This is a genomic window from Pseudomonas baetica (assembly GCF_019733355.1).
Lineage (GTDB): Bacteria > Pseudomonadota > Gammaproteobacteria > Pseudomonadales > Pseudomonadaceae > Aquipseudomonas > Aquipseudomonas baetica_A.
Map to the genome: position 1 here is coordinate 38,605 of NZ_JAIHLQ010000033.1, position 16,889 is coordinate 55,493.

15 protein-coding genes and 1 pseudogene are annotated in these 16,889 nt (G+C 59.5%); 9 read left to right on the top strand and 7 right to left on the bottom strand.

The features are described 5' to 3' along the window. The first annotated feature begins 59 nt into the window (after positions 1–59). From gpmI to K5E40_RS25225, 5 genes are all read left to right on the top strand, one after another. Positions 60–1,589, top strand: coding sequence for a 2,3-bisphosphoglycerate-independent phosphoglycerate mutase (gpmI, locus tag K5E40_RS25205; RefSeq protein WP_221733142.1), 1,530 nt, complete (start codon positions 60–62; stop codon positions 1,587–1,589). Between the two features lie 243 nt (positions 1,590–1,832). Next, a complete protein-coding gene (locus K5E40_RS25210; RefSeq protein WP_221733143.1) occupies positions 1,833–3,119 on the top strand; it encodes a murein hydrolase activator EnvC in 1,287 nt (428 codons plus the stop codon). Positions 3,120–3,153: 34 nt separating this feature from the next. Further along, positions 3,154–4,473, top strand: coding sequence for a S41 family peptidase (locus K5E40_RS25215; RefSeq protein ID WP_221733144.1), 1,320 nt, complete (start codon positions 3,154–3,156; stop codon positions 4,471–4,473). A gap of 2 nt (positions 4,474–4,475) precedes the next feature. After that, positions 4,476–5,252 (top strand): divergent polysaccharide deacetylase family protein, encoded by a 777-nt coding sequence (locus K5E40_RS25220; RefSeq protein ID WP_221733145.1) that lies wholly within the window; start codon positions 4,476–4,478, stop codon positions 5,250–5,252. A 118-nt stretch (positions 5,253–5,370) separates the two neighbouring features. After that, positions 5,371–6,744, top strand: a complete 1,374-nt coding sequence (locus K5E40_RS25225; RefSeq protein WP_221733146.1) for a Vps62-related protein — start codon at positions 5,371–5,373, stop codon at positions 6,742–6,744. On the opposite strand, the gene K5E40_RS25230 is transcribed toward K5E40_RS25225, so the two are convergent. The 7 genes from K5E40_RS25230 to K5E40_RS25260 form a co-directional block, all read right to left on the bottom strand. After that, positions 6,725–7,480: an ABC transporter substrate-binding protein gene (locus K5E40_RS25230; protein ID WP_221733147.1), complete on the bottom strand. Its 756-nt coding sequence runs from the start codon at positions 7,478–7,480 to the stop codon at positions 6,725–6,727. The genes K5E40_RS25225 and K5E40_RS25230 overlap by 20 nt on opposite strands. Positions 7,481–7,553: 73 nt before the next feature. Further along, a complete protein-coding gene (gene hisF, locus K5E40_RS25235; RefSeq protein ID WP_090452593.1) occupies positions 7,554–8,324 on the bottom strand; it encodes an imidazole glycerol phosphate synthase subunit HisF in 771 nt (256 codons plus the stop codon). A gap of 9 nt (positions 8,325–8,333) precedes the next feature. Beyond that, positions 8,334–9,071, bottom strand: coding sequence for a 1-(5-phosphoribosyl)-5-[(5-phosphoribosylamino)methylideneamino]imidazole-4-carboxamide isomerase (gene hisA, locus K5E40_RS25240; protein ID WP_221733148.1), 738 nt, complete (start codon positions 9,069–9,071; stop codon positions 8,334–8,336). Positions 9,072–9,113: 42 nt separating this feature from the next. After that, entirely contained in the window at positions 9,114–9,374 is a 261-nt protein-coding gene (locus tag K5E40_RS25245) for a DUF2164 domain-containing protein (protein ID WP_221733149.1), read from the bottom strand. Then, positions 9,375–10,013, bottom strand: a complete 639-nt coding sequence (hisH, locus tag K5E40_RS25250; protein ID WP_025110934.1) for an imidazole glycerol phosphate synthase subunit HisH — start codon at positions 10,011–10,013, stop codon at positions 9,375–9,377. Beyond that, positions 10,013–10,606 carry an imidazoleglycerol-phosphate dehydratase HisB gene (gene hisB / locus K5E40_RS25255; RefSeq protein WP_016772125.1) on the bottom strand — a complete coding sequence of 198 codons (594 nt, stop codon included), beginning with the start codon at positions 10,604–10,606 and terminating at the stop codon, positions 10,013–10,015. Before hisB ends, hisH begins: the two co-directional genes overlap by 1 nt. 284 nt (positions 10,607–10,890) lie before the next feature. After that, complete coding sequence (locus tag K5E40_RS25260; RefSeq protein ID WP_221733150.1) at positions 10,891–12,555, bottom strand: OFA family MFS transporter; 1,665 nt, start codon at positions 12,553–12,555, stop codon at positions 10,891–10,893. A 232-nt stretch (positions 12,556–12,787) separates the two neighbouring features. Here K5E40_RS25260 and K5E40_RS25265 point away from each other — a divergent pair. The 4 genes and pseudogenes from K5E40_RS25265 (at position 12,788) to K5E40_RS25280 (ending at position 16,828) form a co-directional block, all read left to right on the top strand. After that, a pseudogene (locus K5E40_RS25265) lies at positions 12,788–13,137 on the top strand (acetyl-CoA sensor PanZ family protein). Between the two features lie 132 nt (positions 13,138–13,269). Then, the gene (locus K5E40_RS25270) at positions 13,270–15,495 is read left to right on the top strand and encodes an AsmA family protein (RefSeq protein ID WP_221733151.1); all 2,226 of its coding nucleotides are present in this window, start codon (positions 13,270–13,272) and stop codon (positions 15,493–15,495) included. Further along, positions 15,492–16,559, top strand: a complete 1,068-nt coding sequence (mutY, locus tag K5E40_RS25275; RefSeq protein WP_221733152.1) for an A/G-specific adenine glycosylase — start codon at positions 15,492–15,494, stop codon at positions 16,557–16,559. The genes K5E40_RS25270 and mutY overlap by 4 nt, the downstream gene beginning before the upstream one ends. Continuing rightward, a complete protein-coding gene (locus tag K5E40_RS25280; protein WP_221733153.1) occupies positions 16,556–16,828 on the top strand; it encodes an oxidative damage protection protein in 273 nt (90 codons plus the stop codon). The genes mutY and K5E40_RS25280 overlap by 4 nt, the downstream gene beginning before the upstream one ends. Positions 16,829–16,889 lie beyond the last annotated feature (61 nt).

The window sequence follows — 16,889 nt, forward strand, 5'->3', positions numbered from 1 at the left end:
CTTTAAACTCCTACTCCCTTTTCCATCTCCCCCTTCTTTATTAGCCACGAGTGGATTCCATGACTACCACGCCTAAACCTTTGGTTCTGATGATTCTCGACGGCTTCGGTCACAGTGACAGCCACGAATCCAATGCCGTTTATGCGGCGAAAAAGCCTGTACTCGATCACCTTTGGGCCACCGTACCAAACGGTTTGATCTCGGGCAGCGGCATGGACGTCGGCCTGCCGGACGGTCAGATGGGCAACTCCGAAGTCGGCCACATGAACCTCGGCGCCGGTCGCGTGGTGTATCAGGACTTCACCCGAGTGACCAAATCGATCCGCGACGGCGAGTTCTTCGAGAACCCGACCCTCTGCGCCGCAGTGGATAAAGCCGTGGCCGCCGGCAAAGCCGTGCATTTCATGGGCCTGCTGTCCGATGGCGGCGTACACAGCCATCAGGATCACCTGATCGCCATGGCCGAACTGGCCTTCAAGCGCGGCGCTGAAAAAATCTACCTGCACGCCTTCCTCGACGGCCGCGACACCCCACCAAAAAGCGCCGCTTCGTCGATCGAACTGCTCGATGCGACGTTCAAAGCGCTCGGCAAGGGACGCATCGCCAGCATCGTCGGCCGCTACTTCGCCATGGACCGTGACAACCGCTGGGATCGTGTATCCCAGGCCTACAACCTGATCGTCGACGGCCACAGCGAATTCAACGCTGCGACCGCTCAGCAAGGCCTGGAAGCGGCTTATACACGCGGCGAGAGCGACGAATTCGTCAAAGCCACCACCATTGGCGAGCCGGTGAAGGTCGAAGACGGCGACGCGATGGTGTTCATGAACTTCCGCGCCGACCGCGCCCGCGAGCTGACTCGCGTGTTCGTTGAAGACGACTTCAAGGAATTCGAGCGCGCCCGCCAACCCAAACTGGCCGGTTTCGTGATGCTGACCCAGTACGCCGCGAGCATTCCGGCACCATCGGCTTTCGCCCCCGGCAGCCTGGAAAACGTGCTAGGCGACTATCTGGCGAAAAACGGTAAAACCCAACTGCGCATCGCTGAAACCGAAAAATACGCGCACGTGACCTTCTTCTTCTCCGGCGGTCGCGAAGAACCGTTTCCCGGCGAAGAGCGCATCCTGATCCCGTCGCCGAAAGTCGCCACGTACGACCTGCAGCCGGAAATGAGCGCGCCTGAGGTGACCGATCGCATCGTCGACGCCATCGAAAACCAGCGTTACGACGTGATCGTGGTCAACTACGCCAACGGCGACATGGTCGGCCACAGTGGCGTGTTCGACGCGGCGGTGAAGGCAGTTGAATGCCTCGACACCTGCGTCGGCCGCATCGTCGAAGCACTGGAAAAGGTCGGCGGCGAAGCACTGATCACTGCCGACCACGGCAACTGCGAAAAAATGTCCGACGAAGAAACCCACCAGGCGCACACCGCGCACACCACCGAGCCAGTGCCGTTCATTTATGTCGGCAAGCGCCACCTCACGGTCCGTGAAGGCGGCGTGCTGGCGGATGTGGCGCCGACCATGCTGAAACTGCTGGGCCTGGAAAAACCCGCTGAAATGACGGGGACGTCGATTCTGGTATAAGCCACGAATAGCCAAGGCACCGCAAAACCCTGTGGGAGCGAGCCTGCTCGCGAATGCGCAGTGTCAGTCAACATCAACGCTGCTGACACACCGTATTCGCGAGCAAGCCCGCTCCCACATTGGTTTTGCGCTATTTTCAATAGCGAATCGGCTCCAGTTATCACACAGCCCCAATTGGGCGTTTTTTTTGCAGCGTCGGGCGGGCATACTAGGCCGTCCCTTACCCTGGTACCGCCCGCCCCTATGCTTCGCGTCCTGATCGCCCTTGCTCTGACATGCCTGCTCCAAACGGCCTTCGCTGACGAGCGCGCGCAAACTCAACAGCAACTGGACGCCACGCGTCAGGACATTGCCGAGCTGAAAAAGCTGCTGGGCAAACTCCAGGAAGAAAAATCCGGCGTGCAGAAGGAGCTCAAGGGCACCGAAACCGAGATGGGCAAGCTGCAGAAGCAAGTCGATGCCCTGCAGAAAGAACTGCGCAAGAGCGAATCCGAGCTGCAGCGGCTCGATGAGGAGAAAAAAAAACTCCAGAGCGCGCGCACTGAACAGCAGCGACTGATCGCGATCCAGGCCCGAGCGGCCTACCAGAACGGTCGCCAGGAATATCTCAAACTGCTGCTCAACCAGCAGAATCCCGAAAAATTCGCCCGTACCCTCACCTATTACGATTATCTGAGCCAGGCCCGCCTGGAGCAGTTGAAGAACTTCAACGAAACCCTGCGCCAACTGGCCAGTGTCGAAAAAGACATCGCCATGCAACAAGCGCAGTTGCTGGTACAGAAAAGCAGCCTGGACACCCAGCGCGAAGAGCTGGAAAAAGTCCGCAATGAACGCCAGCAAGTCCTCGCCAAACTCAACGAAGACGTGAAAGCACGCGATCAGAAACTCGCCGCTCGCGAGCAAGATCAGGCAGACCTGTCTAAAGTCCTTAAAACCATTGAAGAAACTCTGGCCCGCCAGGCCCGTGAGGCAGAAGAGGCGCGTCACAAAGCGCTGATCGCCCAGCAGGAAGCAGAAAAAAAGCGTTTGCGTGAGGCGCAAGCTGAAAACAGCGATGCCCCACGCAAACCCGCCAGATCAACCTCCGGCCCTTTGGTGTCCAGCCGCGGCGAGACCTTCGGTGGCCCTTTTGCTGCAACCCGGGGAAAACTTCCTTGGCCGGTTGATGGTCGACTGCTGGCACGCTTCGGTGAAAGCCGTGGCGATGATGCCCGCACCAAATGGGACGGCGTGATGATCAGCGCCTCCGCCGGCAGCCAAGTGCATGCCGTGCATGGCGGGCGCGTGGTATTCGCCGACTGGTTGCGCGGTGCCGGGCTGCTGGTGATCCTCGATCATGGCAACGGGTTTCTGAGTCTTTACGGTCACAACCAGACGCTGCTCAAGTCAGCCGGTGACGTGGTAAAAGCCGGTGAGTCCATCTCCACTGTGGGTAATAGTGGCGGCCAGGACACACCCGCACTGTATTTCGCAATTCGTCAGCAGGGTCACCCGAGTGATCCGGCGCAATGGTGCCGCGCGCAAGGATAGGCGTTGAGTCACCAACTTTAGGAGTTCGTTCGACATGCTGCATTTGTCCCGTCTTACCTCGCTGGCCCTGACGATCGCCCTGGTGATCGGCGCGCCTCTGGCGTTCGCCGCTCAGCCGGCCCCGGTCATCGCTCCGGCAGGCACTGCCGCGACCTCCAAGGCCCCGCTGCCGCTGGAAGAGTTGCGCACCTTTGCCGAGGTCATGGACCGGATCAAAGCCGCTTATGTCGAGCCGGTGGACGACAAGACGCTGCTGGAAAACGCCATCAAGGGCATGCTCAGCAATCTTGATCCGCACTCCGCCTATCTGGGTCCTGAAGACTTTACGGAATTGCAGGAAAGCACCAGCGGTGAGTTCGGCGGTCTGGGTATCGAAGTCGGCTCCGAAGACGGTTTCATCAAAGTCGTCTCGCCTATCGACGACACGCCCGCATCGAAGGCCGGTATCAAGGCCGGTGACTTCATCGTCAAGATCAACGGCCAGCCGACTCGCGGCCAGACCATGACCGAAGCCGTGGACAAGATGCGCGGCAAGATCGGCCAGAAAATCACCCTGACCCTGGTGCGCGACGGCGGGACGCCGTTCGACGTGACCCTGGCGCGCGCGGTGATTCAAGTGAAGAGCGTCAAGGCGCAGTTGCTGGAATCGGGTTATGGCTACATTCGCATCACCCAGTTCCAGGTCAAGACCGGCGAAGAGGTTTCCAAGGCCCTGATCAAGATGCGCAAGGACAATGGCAAGAAGCTCAGCGGTATCGTTCTTGACCTGCGTAACAACCCAGGTGGCGTGCTGCAGGCGGCGGTGGAAGTGGTCGACCACTTCATCACCAAAGGCCTGATCGTCTACACCAAAGGCCGGATCGCCAACTCCGAACTGCGCTTCTCCGCCACAGGCAAGGACGAAAGCGAAGCGGTGCCGATGGTCGTGCTGATCAACGGTGGCAGCGCCTCGGCCTCGGAAATCGTCGCCGGCGCCCTGCAGGATCAGAAACGCGCCGTGATCATGGGCACCACCAGTTTCGGCAAAGGTTCGGTTCAGACCGTACTGCCGCTGAACAACGACCGCGCGCTGAAGATCACCACTGCCCTGTACTACACGCCAAACGGCCGCTCGATCCAGGCTCAGGGCATCGTCCCGGACATCGAAGTGCGCAAGGCGAAGATCACCAATGAGGCGGATGGCGATTACTTCAAGGAAGCCGATCTGCAAGGCCACTTGAGCAACGGTAACGGCGGCGCCGACAAACCGACCAAATCCGGCACAAAAGCCAAGGCCATGCCGCAGGATGACGATTATCAGTTGGCCCAGGCCCTGAGCCTGCTCAAAGGCCTGAGCATTACGTCCGGCCGTTGAGGATGTCTTTGCGTTTCGTCTTCGTCCTGTTGTGCTGTCTGGCGGGCGCTGTGCAAGCAGAGCCCGCCAGCTCAACGCCTCACAAAGCCTACCTGACACTGATCATCGACGATCTGGGGCAAAACCTGCCCCGGGATCGCCGTGTGCTTGCGCTACCCGGCCCGGTGACCACCGCGATCATGCCCGACACGCCGCATGCCACCGAGTTTGCCCGCGAAGCCCATCGCGCTGGCAAGATCGTTATCCTGCACATGCCCATGGATCCCGCGACCGGACCCTACGCCTGGCTTCCGGAACTGCCTATCGAAGAACTTGAGAAACGCCTGAACGCCGCCTTCAAAAAGGTCCCTTACGCGGTCGGCATCAATAACCACATGGGTAGCCGCATGACATCCCAACCGGCGGCGATGGCGTGGCTGATGGGCGAGTTGCAGCGCCGGCACAAATTCTTCGTCGACAGTCGCACCAGCGCGCAGACAGTGGCCGCACAACAAGCACAGAAGATTGATCTGGCGAGTGTTTCGCGGGATGTATTCCTTGATGACGAACGTACTGAAGCGGCGATCTTCACGCAGTTGCAGACTGCGATCACCCTGGCCCGCAAGCAGGGTTCGGCGGTCATGATCGGCCACCCTTATCCACAGACCCTCGCCGTGCTGGAGCGCGAACTGCCCAAACTCAGAGCCCAGGGCATCGAGTGGATCGACATCAAGCAGATGATCAGTGTGCGCAGTAACCGCGCCATGGTTGGCCATGGCAAAGACGGTATTTATCGGTAACACCCTGATACGTTGCTCAATACATAGTTACCGCCAGACACCTGGCCCAATTCCCGATAGTGAGACCTGCAACAGGTCGCGACTCCGCTGAGTCGCCTTTCTACTTTCAGGATTGACTATGACGACCCACGAACCAATCCCCTCGCCCGCAGGGCAGGTTGACTCCATAAAGATCGATAACCTTCTGATCAACTTCACGACGGAGTTTCTCCGGGTCTGGGATACCGCCGGCCTGCGTACAAAACCGGCCGCGTTCTGGCACCCCACTCCTGCCCCCGACCTACTGCCAGGCTATTTCCCCTTGGGCGATGTTGCCGCTGTCGGCCATGGCAATATCAACGGAAAAAGGGTGGTGGTTGTGGCTCGCGAAGCTGACACACCCAGCGCTGACCCCAGCAAAGGCAAGGCACTGCGCCGCCCCGACGATTTCGAGTTGATCTGGAAAGATGCAGGTTCGAGATCGAAGAGAGACCTCTCGATTTGGCGGCCGATCCCCCCCGAAGGCTACGTGGCGCTGGGTTCGGTCTGTTCAAACGACCACGAAAAACCTTCGTTCAACGCTGTTCGTTGCGTCCGCGCCGATCTGGTGATCGCGTCAGCGACCAGCGAACCGGCATGGAACGACAAGGGGAGCGGTGCACGACAAAGCATCAGCGCCTGGCATGCCGTTCCGCCAACCGCCGCAACAGGTGAAATCCACCTGGCCCCCAGCACCTTTGTGGGATTTTCCGGTTACACAAAACCCGAGAGTTTCCTCGTCTACTCGCTACGCATGCAGATCCCGATCACGGTCAATCCGAAGCCTGCGGCCCCCCTGCTTTGCGGGGAAGTACCGACCCAGCCAGAGGCACCGGATCAGCCTACCTATATCGCCAGACTTCCGTGGTTCACGATAAAAGACCCTCTGCTGTCGCCACTCGAGCAGCTAAGTAGATCGCCCTTCTATCTTCTGGAGCGCACGGATCAGTATTTGCTCGTCGGCCATGCCCACAACACCGAAAACGAGAGCAGGACGTTCAGGTGGGTAGCGCCTCGTGCGCAGCGAGCTGGAAGCCTGCGGTCATTCACCCACAACACCTCTGTCGAATTTGGTGCTCAATGGCAAACCAACTTGCCCAACCCATTCCTGTTTTCGGCAAGGCTGAACCATGATTTCACCCAGTGCGAAATACACTCGAACGAATGGCTCAACGCAGTTGCCATTGACGTTGTAGCGGTCGTGGACAAACAAAAGTCCGTGGCGATTTACCTGATTCAGAGCGATTACAGACTGCTGCGTACCGATGGCACACCGGTGACCAGTGGTTTCAGTTACACCGATGGCAACAGCTTGCACATCAGCCAGTACGTACCTGAAAAGCCTGAAGTCATTGTCGTTCCCGAGCAGGAACCAGAAGCGGAAATGACCATCGACACTCAGGCAACAAACGACGAACCCGCCGCCCCGTTACCCGAGCCAGAATTGCCGACGGCTACAGATACCGCGCCATGATGTCGTCCACCACGCCTTCTTTGCGCAGTTGGTCCAGTGCGGCCTGAAGCCTGGCAACGACTTCGTCCGAGACATCTTTGTTCAATGCCAGATACAACTGCGCACTGTTGAAGCGCAGCACGGTCTTGAGTCCGCTCACACCATCCTGCCGCGCCAGATAACGCCCGGCAGGATCACCCGTAGCCCATAGGTCGATCTGGCCGCTGACCAGCTTCTTGGCGTTGTCCTGATCGCGCAGTACGACCACCGGCTTCAAGCCTTGTTTGGTCAGCGTCTCGGCAATCGCGTCGCCCTTGTAGGCGCCGATCTTGTACTTGCGTGCGTCATTGAGCGTTTCGAGGGTGATCTTGCTGTCAGCCTTGGCCAACATGATCCAGTCGTCGGGGCCGATCGGGCCGACCCATTTGAAGAGCCTCTCGCGATCCGGCAGTCGCGCCATCACGAAGGCACCGTATCCGGGATTTTCCAGCGCCAGTTTGTACACTCGCTCCCAAGGGAAGCGCAGGGTCAGGCTGTAAGTAATGCCGGCACGCTGGAACATCTCGCGCACGATATCGGTAGCGATACCGTTGATGTTCTCGCCCTGGGCGAAGTTCTTGCCGTTCTTCGCCATGTTGTAAGGCGGGAAGTTTTCGGTGAGAAGCACCAGATCGGTGTCGGGACTGGTTTCGGCCCGGGCCGAGTTGAGCAACAACACAGAGGCACTGGCGAGAACAAGAAGCAGGCGTTTGATCATGTCGGGCTACCGGAATCCATGGCGTGCCCAAGAGTGCCTTGGGTACGCCATGCTGTCCACTGGCCTGTACGGTTTAGCGCATCACAATGCCGCGTTTGGCCATATACGCTTTCGCTTCCTGCACGGTGTATTCGCCGAAGTGGAAAATACTCGCCGCCAACACAGCGCTGGCGTGGCCTTCAATAATGCCGTCGGCCAGATGCTGCAAGTTGCCGACGCCGCCAGAAGCGATCACCGGAATACCCAGTGCATCGCTGATGGCACGGGTCACGCCGAGGTCGAAACCGTTTTTCATGCCGTCCTGATCCATGCTGGTCAGCAGGATCTCGCCGGCACCCAGGCCTTCCATTTTCTTCGCCCACTCGACCGCGTCGAGACCGGTCGGCTTGCGACCGCCGTGGGTGAAGATCTCCCAGCGCGGGGTTTCACCCGGGCCCGAGACCTTCTTCGCGTCAATGGCGACGACGATGCACTGCGAGCCGAAATGCTGCGCGGCTTCGCCGACGAACTCCGGGTTGAACACCGCCGCGGTGTTGATCGATACCTTGTCGGCACCGGCGTTGAGCAGGTTGCGGATGTCCTGCACGGTACGCACGCCACCACCGACGGTCAGCGGAATGAACACTTGGCTGGCCATGCGCTCGACGGTATGCAGCGTGGTGTCGCGGCCATCGACGCTGGCGGTGATGTCGAGAAAGGTAATCTCGTCGGCACCCTGCTCGTCATAGCGACGGGCAATTTCCACCGGGTCACCGGCATCGCGGATGTTTTCGAACTTCACACCTTTGACGACCCGGCCGTTGTCCACGTCCAGGCAAGGGATGATGCGTTTGGCCAGCGCCATGGTCAGTCCTCAGCCTTGATACGAATCGCAGAAAGCTTGCGCTTCAGCGACGTCGAGGGTGCCTTCGTAGATCGCCCGGCCAGTGATTGCACCGATGATGCCCGGCGCTTTGGCGTCGAGCAGCGACTTGATGTCACCCAGATTGTGGATACCGCCGGAAGCGATCACCGGGATCTTGGTTGCGGCAGCCAGCGCGGCAGTAAACGGTACGTTGCAGCCCTGCATCATGCCGTCTTTGGCGATGTCGGTATAAACGATCGAGGACACGCCGTCGGCTTCAAACTGCTTGGCCAGATCGATGACCTGGACGGTGCTGATTTCAGCCCAGCCATCAGTGGCGACGAAACCGTCTTTGGCGTCGAGGCCAACGATGATCTTGCCCGGGAACGCGCGGCAGGCTTCAGCGACGAACGCCGGATCTTTAACGGCTTTGGTGCCGATGATCACGTAGCTCACGCCCGCCTTGACGTAGTGCTCGATGGTTTCCAGCGAACGAATGCCGCCGCCGATCTGGATCGGCAGGTTCGGGTAGCGCTTGGCGATGGCGGTGACCACTTCGCCATTGACTGGCTGGCCTTCGAACGCGCCATTGAGATCGACCAGATGCAGACGGCGGCAACCGCCATCCACCCACTTGGCAGCCATGCTCACCGGGTCATCGGAGAACACTGTGGAATCTTCCATGCGGCCCTGGCGCAGACGTACGCAGGCACCGTCTTTAAGATCGATAGCGGGAATAATCAGCATCTGGCAAACCTTCAAATTTGAATGTTCAGCTTGGCTCGGAAATCAGTTTTTCTCGAGCGCCCACAGGTCGCTTTCGATGCTTTCAAACCGCTCCTTGAGGTGGGTCTGCACATCGAAAATCGCCCTGTTGTAATAGTGCGGAGCGATTTCACGGGTAAACAGCTCAAGAATCTCCGCCGCTTCGAATGACCCGAGGTCAAGTTCGAAACGATCCTCCATGAACCGCTTGATCTTGTGACTGGCCTCGCTCTCCTGCTCGGGAGTGAGGGTCAGGATCGGCGGTTTGGATTTCTTGACGGCCATTTACCAGCGACCATCCCACGCGGCGAAGTTCTGCAGCAATTGCAGGCCATGGGTATGGCTCTTCTCCGGGTGGAACTGCACGGCGAAACGCGAGCCATCGGCCAGCGCCGCAGCGAAATCAACGCCGTAATGACCGCCACCGACCACCTGCCGCGCATTGGCGGCGGCGATGTAGTAGCTGTGCACGAAGTAGAAACGCGCCATGTCCGGAATGTCATGCCACAGGGGGTGGCTGACCTTCTGCTTCACTTCGTTCCAGCCCATGTGTGGGACTTTCAGGTGCTCGCCGTCTTCATGCAGGTCTTTGCCGAAGAACTTCACCGCGCCCGGAAACAGGCCGATGCAGTCGACGCCGTCGTTCTCTTCGCTGGTGTCGAGCAAGGCTTGCATGCCGACACAGATGCCGAGGAACGGACGATCCTGGCTTACTTCACGCACCAGCGAATCGAAGCCGAGGCGACGGATCTCCGCCATGCAATCGCGAATCGCGCCGACGCCGGGGAACACCACGCGGTCGGCTTCGCGGATCACATCCGCATCGCTGGTGATCAGCACTTTGCCGGCACCGACGTGCTCGAGGGCCTTGGCCACCGAGTGCAGGTTACCCATGCCGTAATCGATCACTGCAACCGTCTGCATTACAGAACGCCTTTGGTCGATGGCATCTGCCCGGCCATGCGCTCATCCAGCTCGACGGCCATGCGCAGCGCGCGGCCGAAAGCCTTGAACACGGTTTCGATCTGGTGGTGAGTGTTGGTGCCACGCAGGTTGTCGATGTGCACACTGACCAATGCGTGATTGACGAAGCCCTGGAAGAACTCCTGAAACAGGTCAACGTCGAAGCCGCCGACGGTGGCGCGGGTGTATGGCACATGCATCTGCAAGCCTGGACGGCCGGAGAAGTCGATCACCACACGCGACAGCGCTTCATCGAGCGGCACGTAGGCATGGCCGTAACGACGGATGCCTTTTTTGTCGCCGATGGCTTTGGCGAAGGCCTGGCCGAGGGTGATACCGACGTCTTCCACCGTATGGTGGTCGTCGATATGCAGATCGCCCTTGCATTCAATATCCAGGTCAATCAACCCGTGACGGGCGATCTGATCCAGCATGTGCTCAAGAAAAGGAACACCGATATCAAATCGGGCCTTTCCGGTGCCATCAAGGTTGATCGAGGCTTTGATCTGGGTTTCCAGAGTGTCGCGCTCGACAGAAGCCTTACGTTCGGCCATCACCAGCTCCGCAAAATCATTGGGCGAAAAAGGCAGCCATTATAGGGGCGCGGGGCCGAAACAGAAACACGAGACGCAATATGGCTGACGGATAGAACCCCCGGCTGTCGCGGGTAGACATGTCCATACAAGCCATTACAGGCACCCCAAAACAACTGTGGGAGCGGGCTTGCTCGCGAAAGCGCTGGATCAGCCGACATTGATGTCGACGGACAGAACGCCTTCGCGAGCAAGCCCGCTCCCACAGAAGTAAGTGCTGGCCTGAGAGATCTCAGGCCATTGACTCAGTGAAACAGTACCGCTGTCTTTTGCAGGGTCACCCACACACCCCACGCCAACGGAATACCTACCGCCAGCCACGCAGCAATCGCCAGCGGCTTGCTGCCCGGTGCGGCCTTCCACTCCAGAACGGTGGTCCCATCAGCACCTTTGTCGTGCCCCAGAGCCTGTTCGGCAGCCAGTTCGGCGTCGGTCATGAAGTACTTGTCGGCCACCGGGCGCACCATCAGGTTGCACAGGAAGCCCAAGACCAACAGGCCGGCGAGGATGTACAGAGTGATGTCGTAAGCGGCGGCGCGTTCAACGCCGATGCTCAACTGATACTCACGCAGGTAGTTCACCAGCACCGGGCCGAGTACGCCGGCCGCGGCCCAGGCAGTCAGCAGACGACCGTGGATCGCACCGACCATCTGCGTACCGAACAGGTCGGCCAGATACGCGGGAACGGTCGCGAAGCCGCCGCCGTACATCGACAGAATGATGCAGAACGCCGCCACGAACAGCGCAACGTTGCCCAGGTGGCCGAGGTTGGGGATCAGTGCGTACAGCGCAAAACCGAGGGCGAAGAACACGAAGTAAGTGTTTTTGCGACCCAGGTAGTCCGAGAACGAGGCCCAGAAGAACCGTCCGCCGATGTTGAACAGGCTCAGCAGACCGGTGAAACCGGCAGCAATCGCGGCAATCGAAGCCAGTTGCCCGGCGTCCAGTTGACCAAACGGCACGTCAACACCCAGCAGCTTGCCGCCGAATACTTCCTGCAGCAGCGGCGAAGCCATGCCGAGAATGCCGATACCCGCCGACACGTTCAGGCACAGCACCAGCCACACCAGACGGAATTGCGGGGTTTTCCACGCCACATTCACGTGTACATGACGGTGGGTGATCATCGAGTTGGAGGCTTTTTTCGCCGGAGCGGTCCAGCCTTCAGGCTTCCAGCCAGTTGGCGGTACGCGGTAGGCCAGGGCGCCACCGATCATGAACACGAAGTAGATCGCTGCCATGACCGCAAAGCTTTGCCACACACCGACACTTTCAGGCGAGGCGAAGTGACTCATCAGTGCCGTTGCCAACGGTGCCCCCACCATCGCGCCACCACCGAAACCCATGATCGCCATGCCAGTCGCCATGCCGCGCTTGTCCGGGAACCACTTGATCAGGGTCGACACTGGCGAGATATAGCCCAGACCCAGGCCGATACCACCGATCACACCGGAGCCGATCCACATCAGCCAGATCTGGTGGGTATAAATACCCAGCGCCGAAATCAGCAGACCACCGCACCAGCACAACGCCGATACAACACCAGCCTTGCGCGGCCCGGCGTGTTCAAGCCAGCCACCCCAGATCGCTGCCGAGCAGCCGAGGAAGATGAAGAACAGGGTGTAGATCCAGCCGAGCATCGAGATCGGCCAGTCGCATTGCGAGGAAAAAACTTGTGCGATAAAGCTCATGTCCGGCGCGCAAGCCACCGGAGCGGTAATGCCCAGCGCCTTGGACAGCGGCAACCAGAACACCGAAAAGCCGTAGGCCATGCCGATGCACAGGTGGATGGCCAATGCGGCCGGTGGAACCAGCCAGCGGTTGAAACCCGGCTTGGCGATGATGCGTTCCTTGGACAGGAACGCGGGCTGGTCGGCTTTGAAGCCGTCCGCCGTTATGCTCGTGCTCATTGTGTATCCCCCAATTATTAGAATGGTTCGTCAGCCACTGCTCACCCTCGGCCTTATGCACGCAGGCACGACCTTTTTTAAGGTGAAGCTCCTTGAAGGCGCGACGTTAAGTCGCAGAAGGACGGACGAACGCGCGAAGGTTACCATTTGCAGATGACAGAAAAACCAAACTGATATCACCTTTTTTCAGTCTTCTGATGTCCTGCACAAAGCATTTCTCACGGGTAACGCCATGCCGGTCATCCTTCAAACGCTTGAAAACCCCAGCTATCAGGGTCAGCAGGACTTGCAGAAAATCTACCGCGATGCTCCCGCATGGCTGTTCGCGCCGTTTTCCGGGAGAGCTCATCTGATCGAAAGCGCCTGGCTGGTGGTTCATTTATTGCCGGACGTTTCAATGACCGCTTACTCGGCACGGGACGCCTGCAGAGCCACGGCAGCGCCTTGTATCTGTCCCATTTGTGCGTGCGAAAAGTTACCCGACGCCGTGGCGTCGCTGAACGATGGGTGAACCAAGCGCAGAAAATGGCGTCGCAAACGGGGGCCGGACTGCGCCTGCCGGCACCCGCCGAACACCTTTAAGCTCAGGCCATCGCCGCCACGCTGCCTGTGCCGCTGGAGGTGTTGGCAACATAGCTTCACACCGAACCGGGCAGATGCGGCGCTATACTCCCCGGCTAAATTACGAATTCGACTAACTACAAGGACTCGCCCATGAAAGCGTTCGGCAAAATCCTGGGTCTGGTACTTCTCGGGCTGTTGCTGATCATTGTGGCGGCAGGTTTTGCCCTGACCCACCTCTTTGATCCCAATGACTACAAAGACGAGATCCGCCAGATAGCCCGCGACAAGGCCCACATCGAGCTGACGCTCAATGGCGATATCGGCTGGAGCCTGTTCCCGTGGCTCGGGCTGGAATTGCACGACGCCAGCGTTGCGACCTTAATCAAACCTGCCGAACCGTTTGCTGACCTGCAGATGCTCGGCCTGTCCGTGCGCGTGCTGCCGCTGCTGCGCCGCGAAGTGCAGATGAGCGATGTACGCGTCGAAGGCCTGAACCTGCGCCTGAACCGCGACAAGAACGGCCACGGCAACTGGGAAGACATCGGCAAGCTGCCGACTGCCGCCGCACCTGCCGGTAGCCCGCCGCCTGCCAGCGAACCCGCTGCCGAGACAACCGCCAAAGCGGAAAAACCGCCGCAGCCGATCCGGCTCGACATCGACAGCCTGACCGTCAATAACGCCCGCGTTGAGTACAACGACGAGCAGACCGGCAAGCAGTTCAGCGCCGAAAGCATCCAGTTGAGCACCGGCGCGGTGCACGATTCGACCAATATTCCGCTGAAGGCCACCGCATTTCTCAGCACCAATCAGCCCGTGCTGCGGATACGCACCGAGCTCAATGGCGAACTGCGCATCGAACGTGCCCTGCAACGCTACAAGTTCGAAGACCTGAAGCTCTCTGGCGAACTGACCGGCGATCCGCTGCAAGGCAAAGCCATGACCTTCGCCGCTCAGGGCCAGATGTTGCTCGATAAAGCAGCAAACGTCGCCGAATGGACCGGGATCAAAATCTCCGCCAACCAGTTGCGCGCCTTGGGCGAACTGAAAGCCAACGACCTCGACAAGACCCCACAGATCACTGGCGGCCTCTCGATCGCCCAGTTCGATCTGGCAAAATTCGTCGACAGCATCGGCCAGACACTGCCAGCCATGGCCGAAGGCAGCCTGAGCAAGGTCGAACTGGTCAGCCGCGTGTCCGCTACGCCAACCAGCGTCGCGTTCGACAACATCAACCTGAAACTCGACGACAGCAGCTTCAGCGGCCGAATCGCCGTCGACGACTTTGCCAAGCAATCGCTGCGGGCGACGCTCAAGGCTGACACCTTCAACGTTGACCGCTACCTGCCGCCGAAATCGGCTCAGGCCAATAGCGCCACGCAAGTGCGTCAGGCTGAAGTCGCCAGTACCGAAGCCAATGCCGTGGCCGGCGCCGGCACGACGCCACTGCCGGACAAACCGAGCAAAAGCGCCTGGAGCACCGAGCGCCTGCTGCCGGTGGAACGTCTGGCCAAGCTCGACGTGGATGCCGACCTGATCTTCGGCCAACTGACGCTCGACAAACTGCCCATCCAGAACGCTGCGCTCAAGGCCACCGGCCAAGGCGGCTTGCTGACCCTGAACAATCTGAGCGGCGAACTGTACAACGGCACTTTCGAAGCCAAAGGCACACTCGACGTCCGTCCGAGCACGCCAGTGCTGAACATGCAGACCAAAATCAACCGTGTCCCGGTGGAAAAAATCCTTGAGAGCCAAGGCAAGACCCCCCCGGTCAAAGGTCTCGTGACCCTCAACAGCAACGTCACTGGCAGCGGCAACAGCCAACAGGCGCTGATTGACTCACTCAACGGCAACGCCAGTTTCGTGATCAACAACGGCGTGCTGCTCAACGCCAACCTTGAACAACAACTGTGCAAAGGCATCGCCACCCTCAACCGCAAAACCCTCAGCGGCGAGCCACGGGGCAAGGACACACCGTTCCAGGAGCTCAAAGGCAACCTGACGTTGCGCAACGGCATCGCCAGCAACCCCGACCTGAAAGTGCGCATCCCCGGCATGACCGTCAACGGCGACGGCGACATCGACCTGCGCGTACTGGGCATGGATTACCGCGTCGGCATCATCGTCGAGGGCGACACCAGCGCCATGCCCGACCCGGCCTGTCAGGTTGGTGACAAATTCGTCGGTATCGAGTGGCCGCTGCGCTGCCGTGGCCCTCTGGAACTGGGCGCCAAGGCTTGTCGCATCGACAACGAACGACTCGGCCAGGTCGCGACCAAACTGGCCGGCGACAAGCTCAGCGAGAAAATTGAAGAGAAACTGGGCGACAAGGTCAGTCCGGAATTGAAAAACGCATTGAAGGGGCTGTTCAAGCGATGAAAGCGGAGCAGTTTTCCACGGCGGTGCTGGATTGGTTCGACCGCCAAGGCCGCCACGATCTGCCCTGGCAGCAAGACATCAACCCGTATCGGGTGTGGGTGTCGGAGATCATGCTGCAGCAGACGCAGGTCAGCACCGTGCTCAATTACTTCGACCGTTTCATGGCCTCGCTGCCGACCGTCGAAGCCCTGGCCGAAGCGCCGGAAGACGAAGTGCTGCACCTGTGGACGGGCCTGGGTTACTACACCCGCGCGCGCAATTTGCAGAAGACCGCAAAAATCGTTGTCAGCCAGTACGGTGGCGAATTTCCGCGCGACATCGAAAAGCTCACGGATTTGCCGGGCATCGGTCTGTCTACCGCCGGTGCGATTGCGAGCATCAGCATGGGCCTGCGCGCGCCGATCCTCGATGGCAACGTCAAACGCGTGCTGGCGCGCTTTACCGCGCAAGAGGGTTACCCGGGCGAGCCGAAGGTCGCCAAACAGCTGTGGGCCAACGCTGAGCGCTTTACGCCGCACGATCGGGTCAACGCCTACACTCAGGCAATGATGGATCTCGGTGCGACGCTATGTACGCGCAGCAAGCCGAGTTGCCTGCTGTGCCCGCTGGAACGTGGCTGCGAGGCGCACATGCTGGGTCTGGAGACGCGCTATCCGATTCCCAAGCCACGCAAAGCCATCCCGCAGAAACGCACGCTGATGCCGATGCTCGCCAATGGCGACGGTGCGATTCTGCTTTATCGCCGTCCGTCCACAGGCTTGTGGGGCGGTTTGTGGAGCCTGCCGGAACTCGATAACCTCGACGACCTGCAACATCTGGCCGATCAACACTCACTGGCGCTGGGCGAGCAACAAGCATTGCCCGATCTTGTCCACACGTTCAGCCACTTCCAGTTATCCATCGAACCCTGGCTGGTTCAGGTACAGGAGGCCAGCCATCACGTGGCCGAGGCCGACTGGCTCTGGTATAACCTCGCCACCCCGCCGCGCCTGGGCCTCGCCGCCCCGGTCAAAACCTTGCTCGAACGCGCGGCCGCCGTATTGAATGCAGGAGAGTCGCCATGACCCGCACCGTAATGTGCCGCAAGTACAAACAAGAATTACCCGCTCAGGAGCGCCCTCCGTTTCCGGGCGCCAAAGGTCAGGATATTTTTGACCACGTCTCGGCCAAGGCCTGGACTGACTGGCAAAAACACCAAACCCTGCTGATCAACGAAAAACGCCTGAACATGATGAACGCCGAAGACCGCAAATATCTTCAGGGCGAAATGGACAAGTACTTCTCCGGCGAGGAATACGCCCAAGCCGAAGGCTACGTTCCGCCAGCCGAGTAATCCCGCAAAATCGGGGGTCGGATCGTAAGCAACGGAATTAATTTAAGAAATTTTAAAAAAG